Origin of the sequence: Bacillus sp. REN3 (genome assembly GCF_017912555.1) — a bacterium.
Taxonomy (GTDB): Bacteria; Bacillota; Bacilli; order Bacillales; family Cytobacillaceae; genus Mesobacillus.
Genome location: NZ_JAERSD010000003.1, coordinates 31662 through 51228, shown reverse-complemented (window position 1 = coordinate 51228; position 19567 = coordinate 31662). Strand labels below are relative to the sequence as shown.

The window sequence follows — 19567 nt, the reverse complement described above, 5'->3', positions numbered from 1 at the left end:
CTTTCTTATTTCTTTCAGGCCGCTTCTGTATCAAGCTCCTCATTTTTACGATCGCGGACTGCTGCGACTGCAATCAACGATACAAAGGAGGTCAGGATGATATACAATGCCACCGGTACATAGGAATCATCATACGCGGTTAAAAGGGCCGTGGCGACTAGCGGTGCTGTTCCGCCTGCCAGGGCGGCGCCAATTTGATAGCCTAATGAAATTCCTGTATAGCGTACATTCGATTTGAAGATTTCCGAGAACATCGTTCCCAGAACGGCTGTAATCGGTGCCCAGATGATGCCGAGTCCAATGATCGTTGCCACAATCAGCAATGCTTCCGATTTTTGATCCAGCAGCCAGAAATAAGGGAAGGCATACAGGATCATCAGGAACGTGCCGCCGACATACAATTTTTTGCGGCCTATTTTGTCAGAAAGATTGCCCATGACGGGAATGAGAATGGTCGTGATGACCGTCGCAAGTGTGACGGCGTTCAATGTGACCGTCCGGGAGAAACCAAGCTGTGTCGTGGCATAGGAAACGATGAAGGTTGAAAATATGTAGAATGGTGCCGTCTCGACCACTTTCGCTCCCACGGCAATCAAGACTTCCTTCCAATGCGTCCGCATAGTTTCAAGGAAAGGAATTTTCGCGATTTCCCCTTTTTCCTGGGCTTTCTTGAAGGATGGGGTTTCGTCGATGCCTTTGCGGACCCATAATCCGAATAAAACCAGGAACGCGCTCAGGATGAATGGCACACGCCAGCCCCACGTCATGAATTGCTCATCCGGCAGCAGCGTCATGAGCGACAATGCCAGCGTCCCAAGCAGCATCCCAATGGTTACGCCCATTTGCGGGATGCTTCCAAATAAACCCCTCTTTTCCTTCGGAGCGTATTCAACCGCTAACAGAAGTGCCCCGCCCCATTCTCCGCCAAGCCCTACCCCCCTGGACCAGCCGCAACGTGATCAATAGGATAGGGGCAGCGATGCCAATCGCTTCATACGTAGGCAGGAAACCCATCAAGACAGTCGCTCCTCCCATGAGGGTCAAAGTGAGGACGAGTGTCTTCTTCCTGCCGATCCGATCCCCGATATGGCTGAAAATCACGCCGCCAATAGGACGGATGAAAAATGCCAATGCAAAAGAAGCATAGGCAAGCATCAGCCCGACTGCGGGATCATCACTAGGGAAAATAACCTGGTTGAATACTAACGCCGCCACAGTACCATAAAGGAAATAGTCGAACCATTCGATTGAACTTCCAATAAGGCTGGCAATAAGCACTTTTTTCGATAATTTCTCCATCATTCCCCCCCTTTGTCCTTGCCCCATATGATAGCAAACAAGGGAACAATCACACAATCATACTTTTTGATTATTTAGATATTTCTGCATAATCCGCACAAAAAAAAAGACAGGTATGTTTCTGCATCCCTGTCTGTCAGTCATTTTTTTACCCATTTGTGAAGCAATGGCCCATCTTCCCCATAGACAGGGTCAGTGTTCGGAACAGGTACATTCTGGATTTGATTCACTGCCTGTGCCCGCTTGCCAGGATCTTTTTCCTTCAAGTCTGGTGTCCTTCCATCCGGATAAGCCCCTACAACTTCGAAATCCTGGCTGCTATCAAGCTTTTTGTGTCCTGTTCCCGCAGGGAAGACAACAACGTCCCCGGCCCTCAGTTCTAACCGCTGTCCATCGTCCCCACCGACAAGGACCGTGACTGACCCTGCTTTTACACCCAAGACTTCATGGGTATTGGTGTGGTAATGGTGGTAGTCATAGATATCTCCCGTCCAGATTCCGGTCCAGTTGTGCTGCTCAAATTGCGGTTCCATATCCAGTTGATCTCTGAACACGCCTTCGTATACGATGACCGGCAAATCAGGATTATTCGGGATATCTCCTCTGTCATCAAGAAAAAATGATCGGATTTGCGTTCCCATTGCGAATCTGCTCCTTTCCTCTTGCATAATAGAAATGGTACCATCCCCAAATTCATTTAAGATGGCAAAGCCTAAAAGCTCCTACTTACCTGTACCTCAAAATCCGCTTGAATTAAACGTATCTCCCTCTTTTAAATTTCCGGCTTTAAATCCTTTGTAAAACCAGTTCTTCCTTTGTTCTGACGTTCCATGTGTAAAGCTTTCGGGCAAGACATAACCCTGGGTCCGTTTCTGGATTGTATCATCGCCTACAGCGCTCGCCGCATTCAAGGCCTCTTCAAGGTCTCCTTCTTCAACGACACCCATTCCCTGGGCATGATGCGCCCAGACACCGGCAAGGTAATCTGCCTGTAATTCGAAGCGCACCTGGTATTTATTGTATTCTGTTTCACTCAGCCGCTGCCTCATCGAGTGCAATTTATCGCTTGTCCCAAGCAACGTCTGCACGTGGTGGCCTACTTCATGCGCCACCACATACGCCATCGCAAAATCGCCTGGCGCCTTGAATTTATTTTTCAGCTCTTCATAGAAGCTTAAATCAATATAAAGCTTCTGGTCACCCGGGCAATAAAATGGACCGACCGACGATCCCGCAACCCCACAGGCCGATTGGACACTGCCAGAGTATAAAACAAGGGTTGGCTCTTTGTACTCCAGCCCTTCCTCCTCAAAGACCTTTGTCCAGACTTCCTCTGTATCCGCCAGGACAACTGACACAAATTCCGCAAGTTCTTTTTCCCGCCCGGTCTCTTCATAAGGAGCCACTGTCTCGCTGCCCATGTTTGACATATTATTCACTACATCCCCCAGGTCACCACCGCCAAGGAATGTCATAATCACAATCAAGAGGATCCCGCCAATTCCTCCGCCTGCAAGCATGCCCTTGCTCATCCCCCTGCGGTCTTCAACATTGCTGCTGCCTCTTCTTCCCTTCCATTGCATACTGGTTCCTCCCTGAAATATATTAAGCATAACACCAGCTGTTTCATGTTTAGTCTTATACCCATACATTCCGCTAAGCATGCCTCTAATATTTGTCAGGGAATCTTGCACTCTCCAGAAAAAAGTGCATGCTGTGAACTACAGCATGCACTTTCATTATCTATTACCTGGGAAATATCCCTTTCCGATTGCTTCTGTTACCTGATATAACGCTAGGTCGATGTCTGCTCCCTCGCCAAGAGCAAGCTTGGCGAGCTGCAAGCCAAGAAAAGGGCCTGCCGTCAATCCTGATGCCCCCAAACCATTTGCGAGAAAAAGATTTTCGAAGCCAGGGACGTGTCCAATGATTGGCAGGAAATTTGGAGCGACAGGGCGGAAGCCAGTCCGGGCTTCAATAAATGTGGCATCTGCCAAACCTGGAGCAACCTTTAACGCCTTGTCGAGTACTTCGTACAGACCGCCAGCTGTGATCCGCTGATCAAAACCTTTACCGTCCTCGTGTGTAGCGCCAATGACCACCCTGCCGCCCTCGAAGGCCACAATGTACTGGTTGCCAGGGGGCATGACGACAGGCCAGTTGTCCGTTTCCACCCCTTCAAGCTGGAGATGGGCGATTTGCGCTTTCTGGGGCACAATTTTCAGTTCAACGCCGAGGTGCGCAAGAAGTTCAGGCGCCCAGGCACCAGCCGTGACAAGGATGCAATCCGCCTGAAAAGTTGTTTCACCGGCCATTACAACAATAGGTATATTTTTTTCCTTCCCCAAATCATCACTGCTTTCATCCCCTGCCTCGGCACGGACTAGCCTTGCATCGCCATGAATCACTTTTGCGCCATGCCGCCTCGCCGCATTCAGGAGGGCAAGGCGCAGTTTTCGGCCGTTGACTCGTGCCGCCCCAGTGATATGAACCGAAGCAAACTCTTCCGCCAGCACAGGAAAGAGTTTGCGTGTCCCTGTTTCCGTCAATCTGCTGATCTCGCCAATCTCCGGAGCATCCTCAAGCCTCTGGAAAGCTCGTTCTTCCATTCTATTAAGCTTCAGTTCATCCGTTTGGAGGCTGATCGCTCCTACCTGCTGATAACCCGTGTCCCTTTCACCATCTTCTTCCAATTCCTTGATGAGCATGGGATAATATGCGGCTCCCCCCTTCGCGAGCGCATACCAGGCCTTATTCCTGCGCTGGCTCAGCCATGGGCCAATGATTCCCGCTGCCGCGTCAGTCGCCTGGCCCTTATCGTGGCGGTCGATGATGGCTACCTCAGCCCCGGACTTTGCCAAATGATAGGCGGCTGAAGCACCTAAAATACCAGCCCCGATCACAACGAACTTTTTCATGTAAACACCTTTTCCGCAAAAGATTTCTTGCTGTCTATTTTACCGAACTTCTGACGCAGACTCAAAAGAACAAAGAGCGCAATCGCCTTGATCAGCCCCGACAGGCATAAGGTGAACTGCTAGGAGGAGGGTCACCAGGCCGCCACAGCAGGACGGCTTATGACTCGAGGGGCCAGGCACTTTAACTTGATCAGGAAAACAGGGTCAGGTATCGACCCTTGGTTGACATTATAAACAGACACACCTAAGCCAAATCATCCATCATGGCATTTGGGTCGCCCGGCTTGGCCTGATGGATTTGCAGGAGGTGGTGTTTAATGAATCCCTCAACGCCCGTTGCCCAGTAAAAATCTCCCAACCAGCAGCTTGATGCCCCTGGATAGATCGGCCGGGTTCCAAGCAAGCCATAAAAATATCCTGCCAACGGCCAGCGTAATCGTGACACCAAAATGGAACATTCCATCACTTACGATTTGCCCGTCCCTGTCCGTCTGCATGATAACACTGTGCCATTGAAGCAGCCGATGGAAAATGATGCCGTCCATGGCGCCATGAAGCCGAATCCGAAAACAATGCTGCCTGTATTGACAAAATTCCGCTTTATTCCTGGACTCCTTTCAAAACTTCTCCCGCATTTCTATTATTTTTGAGTATTACCGCATCGATGGCACACTAAGCTTTTTAACGGGAATATAGGAGAAAAGCTTTAAGACAGTTTTTTTCAGGATTCTCTTTTAGGTATAAGGAGGAAGTTTCTGATATAATTTTTATTATTTAGTCAGAATCTGGAGTGAAAAAAATGGATAGAAAGAAGGCATTGCCTGTTTTATTTTTAGTCATGTTTCTTGTGATGGTTGGATTCGGGATCATCATCCCTGTCATGCCCTTTTACGCCGAGGAACTCGGAGCGTCCCCTACTGAATTAGGACTTTTAATGGCGGTATATTCCCTGATGCAGCTCTTATTCGCCCCAATGTGGGGACGTATTTCCGATCGGGTCGGCAGAAAACCGATCATCATGACCGGTATTTTGGGATTGGCCATCTCCTTTTTCCTGATGGCTATGTCTACAGAACTTTGGATGCTGTTCGCCGCAAGGGTCATTGGAGGATTCCTATCAGCTGCTAATATGCCTACCGTCATGGCATACGTGGCAGATATCACATCTGACGAAGATCGCGGGAAAGGAATGGGAATCATCGGAGCTTCCGTCGGACTCGGTTTTATTTTCGGTCCGGCGATTGGAGGGATCTTCGCCAAATCGAACTTGAACACACCATTCTATCTTGCCGGCGCAGTTTCCTTGATCACTTTTTTACTCGTCCTGTTCGTATTGAAGGAATCGCTTACTGCTGAACAACGTGGCGCCAGCCGCGGAGAAGGAAGCCCTTCTTTACTGAAAGCATTCAGCGGCCCTGTTACAGCCTTGTTCATCCTCCAATTATTCGTTTCACTGTCCCTCGCCGGACTTGAAGCAACCTTTGCCTATTTTGCGGCTGAAAAAGCACGTCTGGGCACCGTAGAGCTCGGCTATATCTTCATGATCATGGGGCTAGCTGGGGCTATTGTCCAAGGCGGACTTGTCGGCAGACTGACTCATAAATTGGGGGAAGGCGCCGTGATCCAGCTGGGCATTGTCATTTCGGCCATTGGCTTCGCTCTCATTTTAATGACCAGCGGGTTCACAACAGCCGCCTTATTCCTGACGGTCTTCGGGATAGGGAACGGCCTCATCAGGCCAAGCGTCTCTTCCCTATTAACGAAAAAATCGGCCGCTGGCCACGGAAGCACGACCGGTCTGCTGTCATCATTCGATTCCCTTGGCAGGATCGCCGGACCTCCGTTAGGCGGATGGCTGTTCTCGATTGCAATTGGGCTTCCGTACATTTCAGGAATCATCCTTTCAGGAATTGCCCTTATTTTGTATCGCGTCTATAGAGCACGTTCCTTCGAGACAGCCTAAATAGGATGGAACATCAGAAGACCAGGCTTTTCCTTATGCTTGTTGTGATCTTTTTAGTCACATGATAAAAGGAAAGTGGGTTAACGGTGCATTTGAACATATAGTTTTTATACAACATGAAAAGGCCCCTTGGAACTCCAAGGGGCCTTGTTTATGAATTGAGAAAGTTCGGCAGCAGGCGCCGCCAATTTCATGTTTGAAGTGTCAAGAACAATTATGCCTCAATCTTCGTATCCGGCTATCCAATCGGCTTATTTATTCATGCTAGCCAGGAAGTCGCCAAGAAGGCTGTCGAGATCCTCTTCTTTTTCTTCTTCCGGTCCTTCTCCTGCCATCGATTGTTTTGCTGATTCCCAGTCAAGTGAATCGAGGTCGTCGTCCAAGGACTGCGCTGCTGGTAGGACTGTCTCTTCAACCGGGTCATCTGCCTCCTGTAGGTCCATTCCTTCTCCTGGCAAGTCCTCTTGCAGGTACAGCGCGTCATCGATTTCAACTGCTTTGCTGTTTAGTGATGCAAGCAGCGCCGTCGAACGGATAGGGTCTGTCAGCAGATGATGGACAATGCTTCCGAGCAGTGCTTCGGAATGCTCATGCTTGAGCCAGTCACGCTGTGATTTTGTCAATTTATGCGGAAGGGGGATTGTGACGGTTTCCCGTTCCCTTTTATAGGAACTGCCCACGCCTTCCATCACGAATTCGGCTATCTTGCTGGAAAAATTCCTGCGCTCTGTTTCCTTGAGCTTTTGCAAGTGCTTTAAAATATGATCCGGTGTATCTGAAGGAACACGGAATGAAATCGCCTGCCCTCGCTTGATTCCACCTGTTTCCGATCTGCTCATATCATCACCTTAATCAGTTTTTGACAGGTTCTGCATTTGACTTTGGCTTCTCTGTTTTCTTCACATAATCCATGATCAGCTTGTAATATGCATTCGCCATCATCCAGATGCTCTCTTTTTCATCTTCAAAGAACTCGATATTGTACCCATCGAGATTATTGTTGATTGTCTTGATGTATTCCTTCAATACTGTAGATCCACCGCCGACAAAGTAGCAAATTTCTGTCTGGGAATTCTTCTGCCATACATTCCTTAGCAGCCTGTATTGCTTCTTGGCCAATTCGAGAAGGATACGGTCAGTGATATCATGGACGCTTGTCCTGCTTCCTTTGACCATGATATGGTTGCGGTCATTTTTACGAGTGATGACTTCCACGACATCCCGTCTGCTATCAAGCTCTACACCGTGTTTGCTGCGGATTTCTTCGCGGATCGCTTCAAGCGCTTCGGAAACTCCAAGATTGAAGCCTTGCGCCTTGTCATCATCCACATTCCGGTTTTTGATGACGGCAATATCGGTCGATAAGCCGCCAATATCCTGGATCAGGATTCGCCTATCAATTAAATCTTTATTAATGATTTTCAGGTTGTTATCCATTACCAGGTTGATGAATGCCGCAAAGCCTTCAGGATAGACTTTTACATCATCAAACTTGATGTTTACTTTCAAGCCTTGATATTTTGGTGTGACCAGGAATTCAACCTGATGGACAGACCCAATCAATTTTGAACGATAACCTGCATCTTTTCCTTCCTTCACTTCCCGAAGAGGGAGGCCAGTGCCAAGTGTGTAGTTCGCATCCACTACATTCTTCGATTTGGGAAAAAGTTTCGCATTCTTTTCATTAACGGCATCAAGCGCAAGGGTAGCGAAAAGCATGACCAATGTCTGGTCCTCTTCTGATTTGCTGCTTCCCGGATCCAACTCTGTCGCATGGTCGCTCTTTGTTGCCAGGCTTCCAATACGATAGATAACATTGTTCTCTTTTAATGCAGGGGAATGCACACGGACATGGATTCCATCAAGCGGATCTTTTTCATCCAACTCTTCAATTCCGATTACCGGGCGGTCCTCCGTATCCCGAGCAACGATATTCGGGATATTCAACTCGTTGTCCAATTCTCCAAATAAGGCTTTAACGGAATCGTTTCCTACATCAATTGCTGCGATTCTGGATTTCGTCATTATGTACCATCCTTTTCTCAAGTTTAATAGTATGTATTGCCGTTTCTTCTAATATAAGGTTAAAGGGGAATGAGAGATTCTTCAATAACCTAGCGTAAAAAAACATCAAACCGTAAATCTGTAAACAATTTGTAAACAAAATAAGGCTTGTAAACAAATCCGTTTACAACGATTACATTTTTGTTTACATTCCTATAATACAGCATGTGTACGAGTTTGTACACATGTATACATTTTTGTTTACAATCGTTTACAATTTGTAAACATGTAAACGAAAAATGTATACACAGTTTTTCGGAGTCTTTTTCTGGAAAAACCATTAGGCTTTTCTATCATTTATTCAAGACAAAAAATGGATTAGCAGGAGGAATATCGGGAATAAGAAAGCGAGAGGAGGCATAACATGAAACAACGTACTTATCCAGAAACCCATTCTCGTAAATGGGCAATTGGTTTGATGGGGGTTTTCCTGGCATTCATGACAATCGGAAAGCTGATTTCTGGTGTCCAACTGCCATTCGTAAATGAAGGATTGAGCCTCGCAGAGGATAGTATATTTACTTCCATTATCATTTTTGCAGGGGTGAATGTCGTCACCTTTGCTCTCATTTTAATTAAAAAGGTTAAAGATCGCGCTGTATCCGTTCTCCTTGTAACCTATATCGGACTGGTACTGGTCATTTTGCTAGTAGGAGAGTTAGCAGTCCCAAACTAAGGAAAACTGGATTTAAGAATTAAATCAAAAAAAGTTGGCCATCCCGAAGAATCGGGGATGGCCCTATCTATATGCTCGGATTCTTTTCAATGCTGAACTGCTGGGTGATTTTAGAGAGTGATTTCGCTAAAAGGTTTAAATGGAAACCTATTTCGTCAGTGGCTGCCATTTGCCTGCTTTGAATCTTGCTTACATCCATCATCTCTTCTGTGCTGGCCAGAGTTTCCTGGGATACAGAAGAAAATTGATCCGCACCCTGCTCTAGCAGAGGGAGGATCTGTTCAAGGCTAGTCAGTTCATCCTGCATGGAATGCAACTGATCGCTCACGATGGATATTTCGCCTTTCATCACATCGAACGAAATCTTTGCATTGTTCGCCATGGTCAAGTTTGCCTTGATTTTCGAATTCAGCTGTTCGAATTCATCGGCGGCTGCAGTTGAAATGCTCTCCATGTTCTTGATGGCGACAGTAATCTCTTCTGTTGTCTTTTCTGACTGTTCGGCAAGATTGCGCACTTCATTAGCGACGATATCGAATCCCTTCCCTGCTTCACCCGCGTGTGCAGCCTCAATCGAAGCATTCAGCGAGAGCAGCTTTGTCTGCTCGGCTATCACTTTTACCAATCCTGCAAGATTGGTGATTGACCTGGAAAAATCCTTCACATTTTGCATTGTATTTTTTAGATTTTCAAAATCCTTTCCGAGCAGATGGGTGGCTGCGATTAACTCCCCGATATTTTTATCCCCGTCAACTGTCGATTCATTCATGGTTGCAGAACTCTGAAAAACACTCTCCATATTTTCAAATATTCCTTCTGTCATCTTTTTCATATCTCTGAAGTTGTTCACGCTGACCTCCGAACTGGAAGCCGTCTGTTCAGCCCCTTCTTTAACAAGGCAAATGGCATCAACCAGCTGCTTGCTGCTGGCAAGCGCATTTTGCGAAGAAGCCTTTAAGGCATCTCCCCTAGTTTCCAATTCTCCCGTTGTAACAGCCATTTCATGCACGATCTTCATCATTTGTCCAATCATGCTATTATAGCTTTTATGCAAAGAGGAGATTTCAGGAATGCTTGTATTGATTTCCTGGGCATATTCAAGTCTTCCCTCGCGGACGTTCCTCATTGTATGGCGCAGGAGGTTCAACGGTTTCGTCACCTTCCCCACAAAATGGAGGATCAGGAATGCAGCGGCAATCATACTTATGACCATGACAAGAATCGTAAAATAGCCCATTTCGTCGATTGGCTGCAAATAGGATGAAGCAGGAACGAGAAGTAAATAAATCCCCTCCACCTCCTTCATTTCCTGGAAGGCAAACGTGTAATCCTTTCCCTCTATTGTTTGATGAATGACCCCCCTCTTTTTTTCCTTGATCGCTGAAATCGTTTTGCGGGGAACAGTGATGCCAGATTTCTTTGTTATGTTAAAAGGAATGGCCTGATTATTTTGTATGTAAAAAAAATGTGAAATGACCCCATCTTTCGAAAGCTTTCCATGCTGAGTGCGAACATTGGATTGCAGTTGCTGCATGAAATATTCATCATCACTCACATAGACAAATTTCAAATTTTCCGCTATGTATCCCATCAATTCAACTTCTCTTAATAATCTGTCCTCTATTGTTTGAACCGCCATTTCTTTCGCTTTCATATAAGAACTGGCTCCAACCGCAACAATTGATAAAACCAGCAAGGAAACAAATAATAGAAACAGCCTTGTGCCTAAATTAAACCTTCCTTGCATACTGATTCTTCCAAAAAAGCCTTTTAAAAGACGTAAAGAATACCTTTCATTCATGAAACACCAGTACCTCCATATCCTACTAATTACCTATACGATATATTATAGAGAAGAAATGTAAACTGGATGTTAACGTTCGGCAAATTTTTCAATATTCCCCTCCCCTTCTGAAGATTGTACACGCCGTCTTCATTCGCTACCAGGATTCACACTAAGACAAAAATTGTAAGAAAAAATGCCGATTCTTAGCTATATATAAGGGAATTTGATTGATGATTCTTTGAATATCAGGCTTTTCGCTATGTTAAAATGAATGCAAATCAGGAGCAATTATAGAGGAGTGGGTGCAATTGGTTATGAATGGATCTACGAAAAAGAGGTCAGGATTCAAAGTATTTTTCTATCTAACTGGAAGTCTCATCTTGCCTTATTCTGTTTTTGCCTATTCGAATGCCAATCTATGGATGATCGAGTTCAATCCGGTCGATTATGTCCTTAAGCCTTTCATGGCGATTCCTTTCGCTTTTCTCCTATTGAAGAGCCTCATAAGCTGGACAAGCTATGCCTGCAAACTGCTGCTACTAGCCCAACGGAACACGATATTCAGGTACATTGCTGCATCCTCTGTCTTGACCTTCTTGATTTACTCCTTAATGAACCATTATTATTATCATTTATCGTTCAACCCCGTCTACTTTATCATCAAGCCCTTTTTAATCATCCCGGCAGCATGCATGCTGCTGCCCTTACTAGCGGAATGGGCGGGTCTTGCCATCCATTATAGGAAAATGCTCCGGTTGAGGATCGAACACTCGGGCGGCAAATTGTCCCTCAAGCTGATTGAAAAGCCCTTGCCCATTTACATAGTCGATGAGGATCATTTTACTGGAGCGCACACGAATCATCGCCTCATTGTCGACATGCGGATAAAAGACCAACGCCATTTGCCCTTAGCTGAAACTATGGAAATCATCAAACTTACCCACTTTCAACATCCAGTCAATATCCCTGATCTGGCAGAGAAAGCGAATCAGATCATCAAAGATACCGCCATGAAAAATAAGCCCATTACCTTCATTGTCGACAGCCAGAAGAACAGGAGCAGGACAATTTCAAAAATATGGCTGAGGCTGATCCGCAATCCAAGGTCGAGGTCAGCAACCTCAGATATTGATGCTATTTTACAGCTTGTATATTGATGTTTCCGGCCGGAATCATTTTCTGTAAAGCGGAGACTGAGAAAAAGCCACCACCTCTATAACCCGAAAAGCATGTGTTTTCGGGGAAATGGAGATGAACACAAGTTTGAAATCCAAAAAACCCTGGAATCTTTTCCAGGGTTTGCTTTTTAACCTTTTGACAGAACGGTTACTGCTGAATCTTCCAGCATTGTCCCCTTTTCTGCCAAATTGATATGCCAGGAGAGCGCTTTTTCCAAGACATGCGGCGTTTGTCCGCCTCTCATTTTCGCTTCTTCGTAATAGGCCCTTAGCTGCCCGCGGTACATCGGATGGGCACAGTTTTCGATAATCTTCTCCACCCTTTCCCTTGGAGCCAAACCCCTTAAGTCGGCATATCCTTGTTCGGTCACGATCACATCGACATCGTGCTCCGTATGGTCTGTATGCGAAACGAATGGAACAACGCTTGAAATGCTGCCGCCTTTAGCAATCGACTTCGTAACAAATATCGCAAGCCTTGCATTCCTTGCAAAATCACCGGAACCGCCAATGCCATTCATCATCTTAGTACCTGACACATGGGTAGAATTGACATTCCCGTACAGATCAAGCTCCAGAGCTGTATTGATCGAAATCAGCCCGAGGCGGCGAATGATCTCTGGATGGTTTGAAATTTCCTGTGGACGCATGATCAATTTATCACGGTACTTCTCGAAGTTTGAAAAAACTTGAGTCATTTTTTCCTCCGAGAGCGTAATCGAGCAGCACGAAGCAAAACGCACTTTTCCCGCATCCATCAAATCAAACACGGCATCCTGCAGGACCTCGGAATACACCTCCAAATCTGTGAATTCCGAGTCCAGAAGCCCATGTAAAACAGCATTTGCGACAGAACCGATCCCTGACTGCAGCGGTGCCAGCCGCTCGGTCAATCTGCCTGCCTGCACTTCTTTTCGCAGGAAATCAAGGAGATGCTGGGCCATAAGGACGGTTTCTTCATCTGGCGAAACAATTGTCGATGGTGAATCGAGCTGGTCGGTAAAGACGATTCCCTTTACTTTTTCGATATCCACCGGTATCCCGATTGTCCCGATCCGGTCATCCGGTTTGACAAGCGGGATTGGCTGACGCTCACCCTGTTTACCAGGCTCATATAAGTCATGAAGCCCCTCCAGCTGCGGTGATTGCGCGCTATTCATTTCAATGATGATCGACTTTGCATTCAGCGCAAATGACAGGGAGTTCCCGATTGAAGTCGTAGGAATGACCATCCCGTCCTCTGTGATTGCAACCGCTTCCAAAATAGCGATGTCGATATCCATTACACCTGAACGGATCGATTCTGCTGTATGCGATAAATGCTGGTCAACGAACAAGAAATCCCCCTCGTTGATTCCTTTCCTCATGGTCGGATCAGCCTGGAACGGCAATCTTTTTGCTAGAATCCCCGCTTCCGCAAATAATTTATCTACGTCAGAACCTAAGGAAGCCCCAGTATAGACATTCACTTTAAAGGATTTGCCTTCTTTGACGCGATTAACCAGCGCGAATGGAACCGCTTTCACGTCGCCTGCGCGTGTAAAGCCGCTCAAGCCTAAAGTCATCCCGCTTTCAATCCAGGAAGCTGCTTCTTCGGGAGAGACAATCCGGTCCCTCAGACGGTGATCCCTGATACGGTCCAAATGATTTTCCATAACATGATCCCTCTCTTAACGAATGAATATAATCATTTTACCCATTACAAACATTAAGATAGGGTTTTTTGTGTACAAAACCGAAAATTCTGATAAGATAGCAAATTCAATGGCTAAAACAGAAACTTAGAACCCTAGCAGTTTGCGGAAATAACTCGAATACGACTGGCTGACCGGAACCTGTTCCCCATTATCCATCGACAGCAGAAAAGTTGAATGGGTATCAGGGTAAATCATCTGTATATGGTTAACGTTAACGATGAATGATCGGTGGCACCTGATGAACGAATCCTTTGGCAGCAAATATTCAAACTCCTGCAGGGTGTATTTATGCGTCCCTGAAGCTACTTCCGAGTAAACGTGCGTCTTCTTGTCCTTCGCCTCGATATAGATGACCTTTGAAAAGGGAATCGGGAGCCACCCATCCGTGGTTTTCAGCGTCACAACAGACTTTCCATCCGTCAAAGCGGGATAAATCGCAGTGACACACCCTTCAAGCTCTCCATTATGCATGAATGGAACCGACATTCCGTGATAAGGTATGCCAAAAACGTCACGGTTGATGAATTCGGACACCTTCTGTCTGGAATCAAGGGCTTTATATGCGATTGTCCCCTCCTTTACTGGATCGCCGACGCTGATTTTCAAATCCACCCGTTTACTTGGCCGGTAATACACATATTCTTTTGTATTTGAAACAGCGATTGATATCTCATCGGAAAATAGTTCTCCTATTACATCCAGGAGTGAGCCTAACGTAATATCCTCCATCAATTTAACACCTCAAAAATATTATACTACGATTGTAAAAATATAACCCGTTTTTAAAAAAGTATGCTTTACGAAAGGAAAAGAGCAATGGAATCAAGGGCAAGCCCGCGGACCATCCACGAGAACACGTTGTCAGTCAGGATGAGTCCAGCGATTTGCTGGCTTTGGAATCCTGCGGACGAAACACGGAGGAAAATGGTGAAAGAATCTGGGTTCCAAAAAAACTTGCGGCACTATTTTAGTGCCGATCATCCGATAAAAGGCAAGGAAACCCTAATTATACCGGGTTTCCTTGCCAATCCACATAAAACTAGTTTATCTTCTCTTGATTCTCGAGGATTTTTTTCAGTAATCTATTTGTTTCCGATGCATCGATTCCTCGTTTTACTGCTGTTTCTATGATGGCAAAAAGTATAAGGATTCCTATTATACAAAAAAATACAAGCGGGAATAGTTCCAAAAATCTTCATCTCCTGTAAATTCATCAACTGTCGGTAAAAACCAAGATCCTTCAGGCCCTTAAAAAACCATTGTTTATTTAGGCTGTTTTCGTTGCTCTTCAATAAACGGTTGATTTACAATCCAGGCTCCCTGCTTTCCGCGGGGCGCGAGTTGAGCCTTCTCGGCGCAAAAGTGCCTGTGGGGTCTCAACTTTCCCGCTGATCCCGCTGGCGTCTGCGTGCCTTCCACTCCAATCAACAGGTTTTAAAAACAACACTGGTCTTTAACATAGCCTAATGAAAAGAGGATATATGCTTAAATATTGAACCTGTATCCTCCGGCGTTTTTGTTTCCATCACTGCCGCACAATGATGCTGCTTCCTGTGAAAGGGAATCAGCTTTGGACCTCACTTTTGGCCGAGCCTACTGCCTTGCTTCTCATGATTGGCAGCAGGACAATGATCCCTATAACAAGGAGCAAGGCTGAAATCTCATATAAGTAAACGATCGATAAGTGGGTCTTCAACCAGCCGGCAGCCGACATCGTAATCACCATTGCTCCCATGAACAGCGGGTTCAAAATGCCATTCACCCTTCCAATGAATGATTCTTCTGTGTTTTGCAGGATCATGGTGTTGATGCCAATTTGGATGCTCGGCATGAACAGCCCGGAGAAGAACTCTGCAGCCAAAGTAAGCCAGAAGGCTGTCGACAGGCCCATCGTGACAAAACCGATGGCACTTGCTGCAAGGCCGGCAGCCAAGAGGACTTGCGGCGATATTTTTCTTGCCATCCCGACTGTCATTCCACCGCCAAGGATCATGCCGGCGCCGAATGCTGCCATCAGCCATTGTAAATCTTCCTTTGGCAGCCCGAGCCTTTCCGTGACCAGGAAGACTCCGAGAGGCTGTGTCAAGCCAATCGCCAGGCCGGCAGCCGCAAAGCAGCCTCCCAGCAATGACAAGATCCGGCTGTTCAACACATAGCGGAAGCCTTCCTTCATTTCATGGACCAGAGTCGTTGCAGGCCCTTCCGCTTCTGGTTCCGGATCCGCAGGGAGCATCAGCAGGACGGCAGCCGAACATATGAAAGCAACACCCATCACAGCAATCGCTGCCATGATGCCAAAGTGCTGGTAGACAAAGGTTCCTAGTACCGGCCCAAGGATCATGAAAAGGGCGAAAATCGTCTGGTACATGGACATCCCCATCTGGACAAGTTCAATCGGGACATGCAGCTTAAACAGCTTCATGCCAGATGGCTGCGAAAATTGAGAGAGAATCGCTGAAACGAGCGTTGCGAAGAAGATTACCTTCCAGCTGGCAAAAAACAACGTGATCAGCACGATAAAAACGGATACAGCACTTAAAACATCACACCATATCATGGTCTTCTTCGGCCGCCATCTGTCCGCGAACGTTCCCCCTATGAAAGAAAATAAAAAGATTGGAGCGAACTCGGCAACTGAAATCATCGACACAGCGACCGGATTCCCATCCGTTTTTTCAATAACGTATAACAAAATCGAAAAGTTCCTTACCCAGATCCCGACCTGAAGGAATAGAATTGAAAGCAAAATCGTCCGGATCACCTGGTTGCGGAACAATTCCCCTATCCCGCTATTTTTGGTTGACTCACCCATTTGATTGTCTCCTTTATAAGTCTTTTATAAAAACGAGGTTGTTTATCAGAGGATTTCTGATCAAGCCGCCTATTTTCCAGCCCTGCTTTAGCAGCAATCAGCTCAATTGCAAGCAAGCTTGCTGCCGCTTTTTCCTTTTAGCCCGGCTCCAAACGATTGCATCGGCGGCACAGCCTCTTGCTGGAAAATGACGATTCCTTTCCCTACGGTTTGTCGTACGTTCACCACCGGGGAATCTATACCTATTCATTTTATTTCAATGGCTTCCCAATTATTTCACGCAATCTCATTAAAACCATCTCCTTATAAGGCTTATAGGTTCTTTCTGATTTCTTGGCATACAAAAAGCACAGACCCCGCCTGTGCCGCAAAGTAAATGATGATGGCAAAATGGCCAAATTCCAGTTCCCGAGCGATTCCCGTTTCCTGAAAATAGCCAGTAAAAAAGAGGGCAGATTCGCCCCCTCATTTTTATATATCCGCAAAATAAAGGTTCCCTGATGGCAGGCAGCCAATCCCATTTACCCTGCACGGCGGCAGAGCCTTTGAACGTATTCAATTAACGGTTCAAAGTTTTGGATTGCATGAAAGGAAACCTCCATTTCCATAAAGTTGATTTCAATTTAGCATACAGATGAACCATATTCAAGGACTTTTTTCAAAAAATGGAACATCCCTGACCTACTTGCCTTCCACCCAGACAGAAAAAAGGCCATTTCTTCAATTGTCCTGATAAAGGTCGGCCATCTCCCAGTTGAAAACGCCTTAAGGATTGCTGAAGGTCTGATTGGCTTCAAGCAGGAGATCAAGTGGATGAGTGTAAGCAAATGGGCTCTTTCTTGCGGCAGCAATCATGATTGCCTATTATTTTGCAAAAATCGGATATCATTGCTTGACAAAGCAAATCGTTTTATATGATAATCAATATTGAATTATAATTATTATAGTTTAATAAATAGTTTTGTTTTTTCTTGAAACAAGCTATTTATACTATAAAATAATACATTTTAGGAGGAATTCGATTATGTCTCTAATCGGAAAAGAAGTACTACCATTCTCAGCTAAGGCCTACCATAACGGTGATTTTATCGATGTTAACGAAGAAAACTTCAAAGGCAAATGGAGCGTTGTTTGCTTCTACCCAGCAGACTTCACTTTCGTATGCCCTACTGAATTGGAAGATCTTCAAAATGAATATGCTACTTTAAAAGAGCTTGGAGCGGAAGTCTATTCTGTCTCTACCGACACTCATTTTACCCATAAAGCATGGCACGATCACTCTGAAGCCATCAGCAAAATCGAATATGTCATGATTGGCGACCCTTCACAGAGGCTTACCCGCAACTTCGACGTTCTCAACGAAGAAGAAGGACTTGCTGACCGCGGCACATTCATCATCGATCCAGACGGCATCATCCAGGCTGTTGAAATCAACGCAGGCGGCATCGGCCGTGACGCAAGCACAGTCGTAAGCAAACTTAAAGCTGCACAATATGTACGTAACAATCCTGGCGAGGTCTGCCCAGCAAAATGGCAGGAAGGTGCCGCAACACTTAAGCCAAGCCTTGACCTTGTAGGTAAAATCTAAGGAGCTGCCTAAATGATACTAGATGCAGAAATCAAGGCACAATTAGCCCAATACCTTCAATTGATGGAGGGCGATGTGCTGCTTAAAGTAAGTGCTGGATCAGATGAAGTATCCCGCGACACGCTGGCTTTAGTAGATGAACTAGCCAAGATGTCACAGAGAATCAAAGTAGAACATGCGGAATTGCAAAGAACGCCAAGCTTCAGCGTGAATCGGATCGGCGAAGATACAGGTGTCGTCTTTGCCGGTGTCCCTCTAGGCCATGAGTTCACATCTTTGGTGCTTGCCCTGCTCCAAGTGAGCGGACGGGCTCCGAAGGTTGACCAGAAAGTGATTGACCAGATCAAGAGCATCGAAGGGGAGTATCACTTTGAATCTTATATCAGCCTGACCTGCCACAACTGCCCTGATGTTGTCCAGGCGCTGAACTTGATGAGCATCCTGAACCCTGGCATTTCCCATACTATGATTGATGGCGCCGCTTTTAAAGAAGAAGTAGAGCAAAAAGAAGTCATGGCTGTGCCAACTGTATTCTTGAATGGCGAGCCTTTCAGCAGCGGCCGGATGTCGCTTGAGGAAATCCTCGCAAAGATGGGCAGCGCACCTGATGCTTCCGAGTTCTCCGATAAAGAACCTTTTGATGTCCTCGTTATCGGCGGCGGACCCGCTGGCGCCAGCGCGGCGATCTATGCTGCGCGCAAAGGCATCCGCACAGGAATCGTGGCAGAGCGCTTCGGCGGCCAGGTCATGGATACGATGGGCATTGAGAACTTCATCAGCGTGAAATACACGGAAGGTCCTAAGCTCGTTGCCAGCCTTGAGGAACATGTCAAGGAGTATGGCATCGATGTGATGAACCTCCAGCGTGCCAAACGGCTGGAGAAAAAGGACCTGATTGAAGTTGAACTCGAAAACGGCGCAGTGCTGAAGAGCAAGACCGTTATCCTTTCAACTGGTGCCCGCTGGCGGAACATCGGTGTCCCTGGAGAAGCCGAATTCAAGAACAAAGGTGTCGCCTACTGCCCTCACTGTGATGGCCCGATTTTTGAAGGGAAAGACATCGCGGTCATTGGCGGTGGCAACTCCGGCATCGAAGCGGCAATCGACCTTGCCGGCATCGTCAAGCATGTCACAGTGCTTGAGTTCATGCCTGAGCTGAAAGCCGATTCTGTCCTTCAGGAGCGTCTTTACAGCCTTCCGAACGTAACAGTGCTGAAGAACGTCCAGACAAAGGAAATCACCGGCACAGACAAGGTGGACGGCATTTCTTACATTGACCGTGAGACTGGCGAAGAACATCACGTTGAATTGCAGGGTGTATTCGTCCAGATCGGCCTTGTGCCGAACACCGACTGGCTCGGCGATACAATCGAACGCACCCGCTTCGGCGAAATCATCGTCGACAAGCACGGCGCGACCAGCATCCCTGGCGTATTCGCTGCAGGCGACTGCACCGACAGCGCCTATAAGCAAATCATCATTTCCATGGGATCCGGTGCGACCGCAGCGCTGGGCGCATTCGATTACCTTATCCGGAATTAACTTTTATAAAAAAGACCTGAATTCATTTTCGGATCTAGGCTTCA

16 protein-coding genes and 1 pseudogene are annotated in these 19567 nt (G+C 46.4%); 5 read left to right on the top strand and 12 right to left on the bottom strand.

Annotated features, from left to right (window positions below; translation table 11 throughout):
* Positions 1–14 precede the first annotated feature (14 nt).
* The 5 genes and pseudogenes from JJQ88_RS03190 to JJQ88_RS03170 form a co-directional block, all read right to left on the bottom strand.
* A pseudogene (locus JJQ88_RS03190) lies at positions 15–1302 on the bottom strand (MFS transporter).
* A 137-nt stretch (positions 1303–1439) separates the two neighbouring features.
* On the bottom strand, positions 1440–1940 hold the full coding sequence (locus JJQ88_RS03185; protein WP_210364297.1) for a cupin domain-containing protein: 501 nt from the start codon (positions 1938–1940) through the stop codon (positions 1440–1442).
* A 96-nt stretch (positions 1941–2036) separates the two neighbouring features.
* On the bottom strand, positions 2037–2882 hold the full coding sequence (gene ypfJ, locus JJQ88_RS03180; protein WP_210364296.1) for a KPN_02809 family neutral zinc metallopeptidase: 846 nt from the start codon (positions 2880–2882) through the stop codon (positions 2037–2039).
* A 156-nt stretch (positions 2883–3038) separates the two neighbouring features.
* Positions 3039–4217 carry an NAD(P)/FAD-dependent oxidoreductase gene (locus JJQ88_RS03175; protein WP_210364295.1) on the bottom strand — a complete coding sequence of 393 codons (1179 nt, stop codon included), beginning with the start codon at positions 4215–4217 and terminating at the stop codon, positions 3039–3041.
* A 326-nt stretch (positions 4218–4543) separates the two neighbouring features.
* Positions 4544–4780, bottom strand: a complete 237-nt coding sequence (locus JJQ88_RS03170; RefSeq protein ID WP_349237095.1) for a DUF2243 domain-containing protein — start codon at positions 4778–4780, stop codon at positions 4544–4546.
* Positions 4781–5016: 236 nt separating this feature from the next.
* Here JJQ88_RS03170 and JJQ88_RS03165 point away from each other — a divergent pair, with 236 nt between their 5' ends.
* The gene (locus JJQ88_RS03165) at positions 5017–6180 is read left to right on the top strand and encodes an MFS transporter (RefSeq protein ID WP_210364293.1); all 1164 of its coding nucleotides are present in this window, start codon (positions 5017–5019) and stop codon (positions 6178–6180) included.
* A gap of 251 nt (positions 6181–6431) precedes the next feature.
* Here JJQ88_RS03165 and JJQ88_RS03160 read toward each other — a convergent pair whose 3' ends face one another.
* Together JJQ88_RS03160 and JJQ88_RS03155 are read right to left on the bottom strand one after the other, a co-directional pair.
* Positions 6432–7019 (bottom strand): hypothetical protein, encoded by a 588-nt coding sequence (locus tag JJQ88_RS03160; protein ID WP_210364292.1) that lies wholly within the window; start codon positions 7017–7019, stop codon positions 6432–6434.
* Positions 7020–7032: 13 nt separating this feature from the next.
* Positions 7033–8205, bottom strand: coding sequence for a ParM/StbA family protein (locus JJQ88_RS03155; RefSeq protein WP_210364291.1), 1173 nt, complete (start codon positions 8203–8205; stop codon positions 7033–7035).
* A 403-nt stretch (positions 8206–8608) separates the two neighbouring features.
* Here JJQ88_RS03155 and JJQ88_RS03150 point away from each other — a divergent pair, with 403 nt between their 5' ends.
* Positions 8609–8920, top strand: a complete 312-nt coding sequence (locus JJQ88_RS03150; protein ID WP_210364290.1) for a hypothetical protein — start codon at positions 8609–8611, stop codon at positions 8918–8920.
* A gap of 67 nt (positions 8921–8987) precedes the next feature.
* Here the strand turns inward: JJQ88_RS03150 and JJQ88_RS03145 are convergent, their stop codons facing one another.
* Positions 8988–10667, bottom strand: coding sequence for a methyl-accepting chemotaxis protein (locus JJQ88_RS03145; RefSeq protein ID WP_210364289.1), 1680 nt, complete (start codon positions 10665–10667; stop codon positions 8988–8990).
* 347 nt (positions 10668–11014) lie between these two features.
* Here JJQ88_RS03145 and JJQ88_RS03140 point away from each other — a divergent pair, with 347 nt between their 5' ends.
* Entirely contained in the window at positions 11015–11863 is an 849-nt protein-coding gene (locus JJQ88_RS03140) for a hypothetical protein (protein WP_210364288.1), read from the top strand.
* A gap of 149 nt (positions 11864–12012) precedes the next feature.
* Here JJQ88_RS03140 and JJQ88_RS03135 read toward each other — a convergent pair whose 3' ends face one another.
* The 4 genes from JJQ88_RS03135 to JJQ88_RS21430 form a co-directional block, all read right to left on the bottom strand.
* Positions 12013–13539 (bottom strand): acetyl-CoA hydrolase/transferase family protein, encoded by a 1527-nt coding sequence (locus JJQ88_RS03135; protein WP_210364287.1) that lies wholly within the window; start codon positions 13537–13539, stop codon positions 12013–12015.
* A 126-nt stretch (positions 13540–13665) separates the two neighbouring features.
* Positions 13666–14310 carry a LytTR family DNA-binding domain-containing protein gene (locus JJQ88_RS03130; RefSeq protein ID WP_210364286.1) on the bottom strand — a complete coding sequence of 215 codons (645 nt, stop codon included), beginning with the start codon at positions 14308–14310 and terminating at the stop codon, positions 13666–13668.
* Positions 14311–15145: 835 nt separating this feature from the next.
* Positions 15146–16393, bottom strand: a complete 1248-nt coding sequence (locus JJQ88_RS03125) for an MFS transporter (RefSeq protein ID WP_210364285.1) — start codon at positions 16391–16393, stop codon at positions 15146–15148.
* A 102-nt stretch (positions 16394–16495) separates the two neighbouring features.
* Entirely contained in the window at positions 16496–16618 is a 123-nt protein-coding gene (locus tag JJQ88_RS21430; RefSeq protein WP_282597654.1) for a hypothetical protein, read from the bottom strand.
* A gap of 799 nt (positions 16619–17417) precedes the next feature.
* On the opposite strand from JJQ88_RS21430, the gene ahpC reads away from it, so the two are divergent.
* Complete coding sequence (gene ahpC / locus JJQ88_RS03120) at positions 17418–17981, top strand: alkyl hydroperoxide reductase subunit C (RefSeq protein WP_210364284.1); 564 nt, start codon at positions 17418–17420, stop codon at positions 17979–17981.
* Positions 17982–17993: 12 nt separating this feature from the next.
* A complete protein-coding gene (gene ahpF, locus JJQ88_RS03115) occupies positions 17994–19523 on the top strand; it encodes an alkyl hydroperoxide reductase subunit F (protein WP_210364283.1) in 1530 nt (509 codons plus the stop codon).
* Positions 19524–19567: the final 44 nt, after the last annotated feature.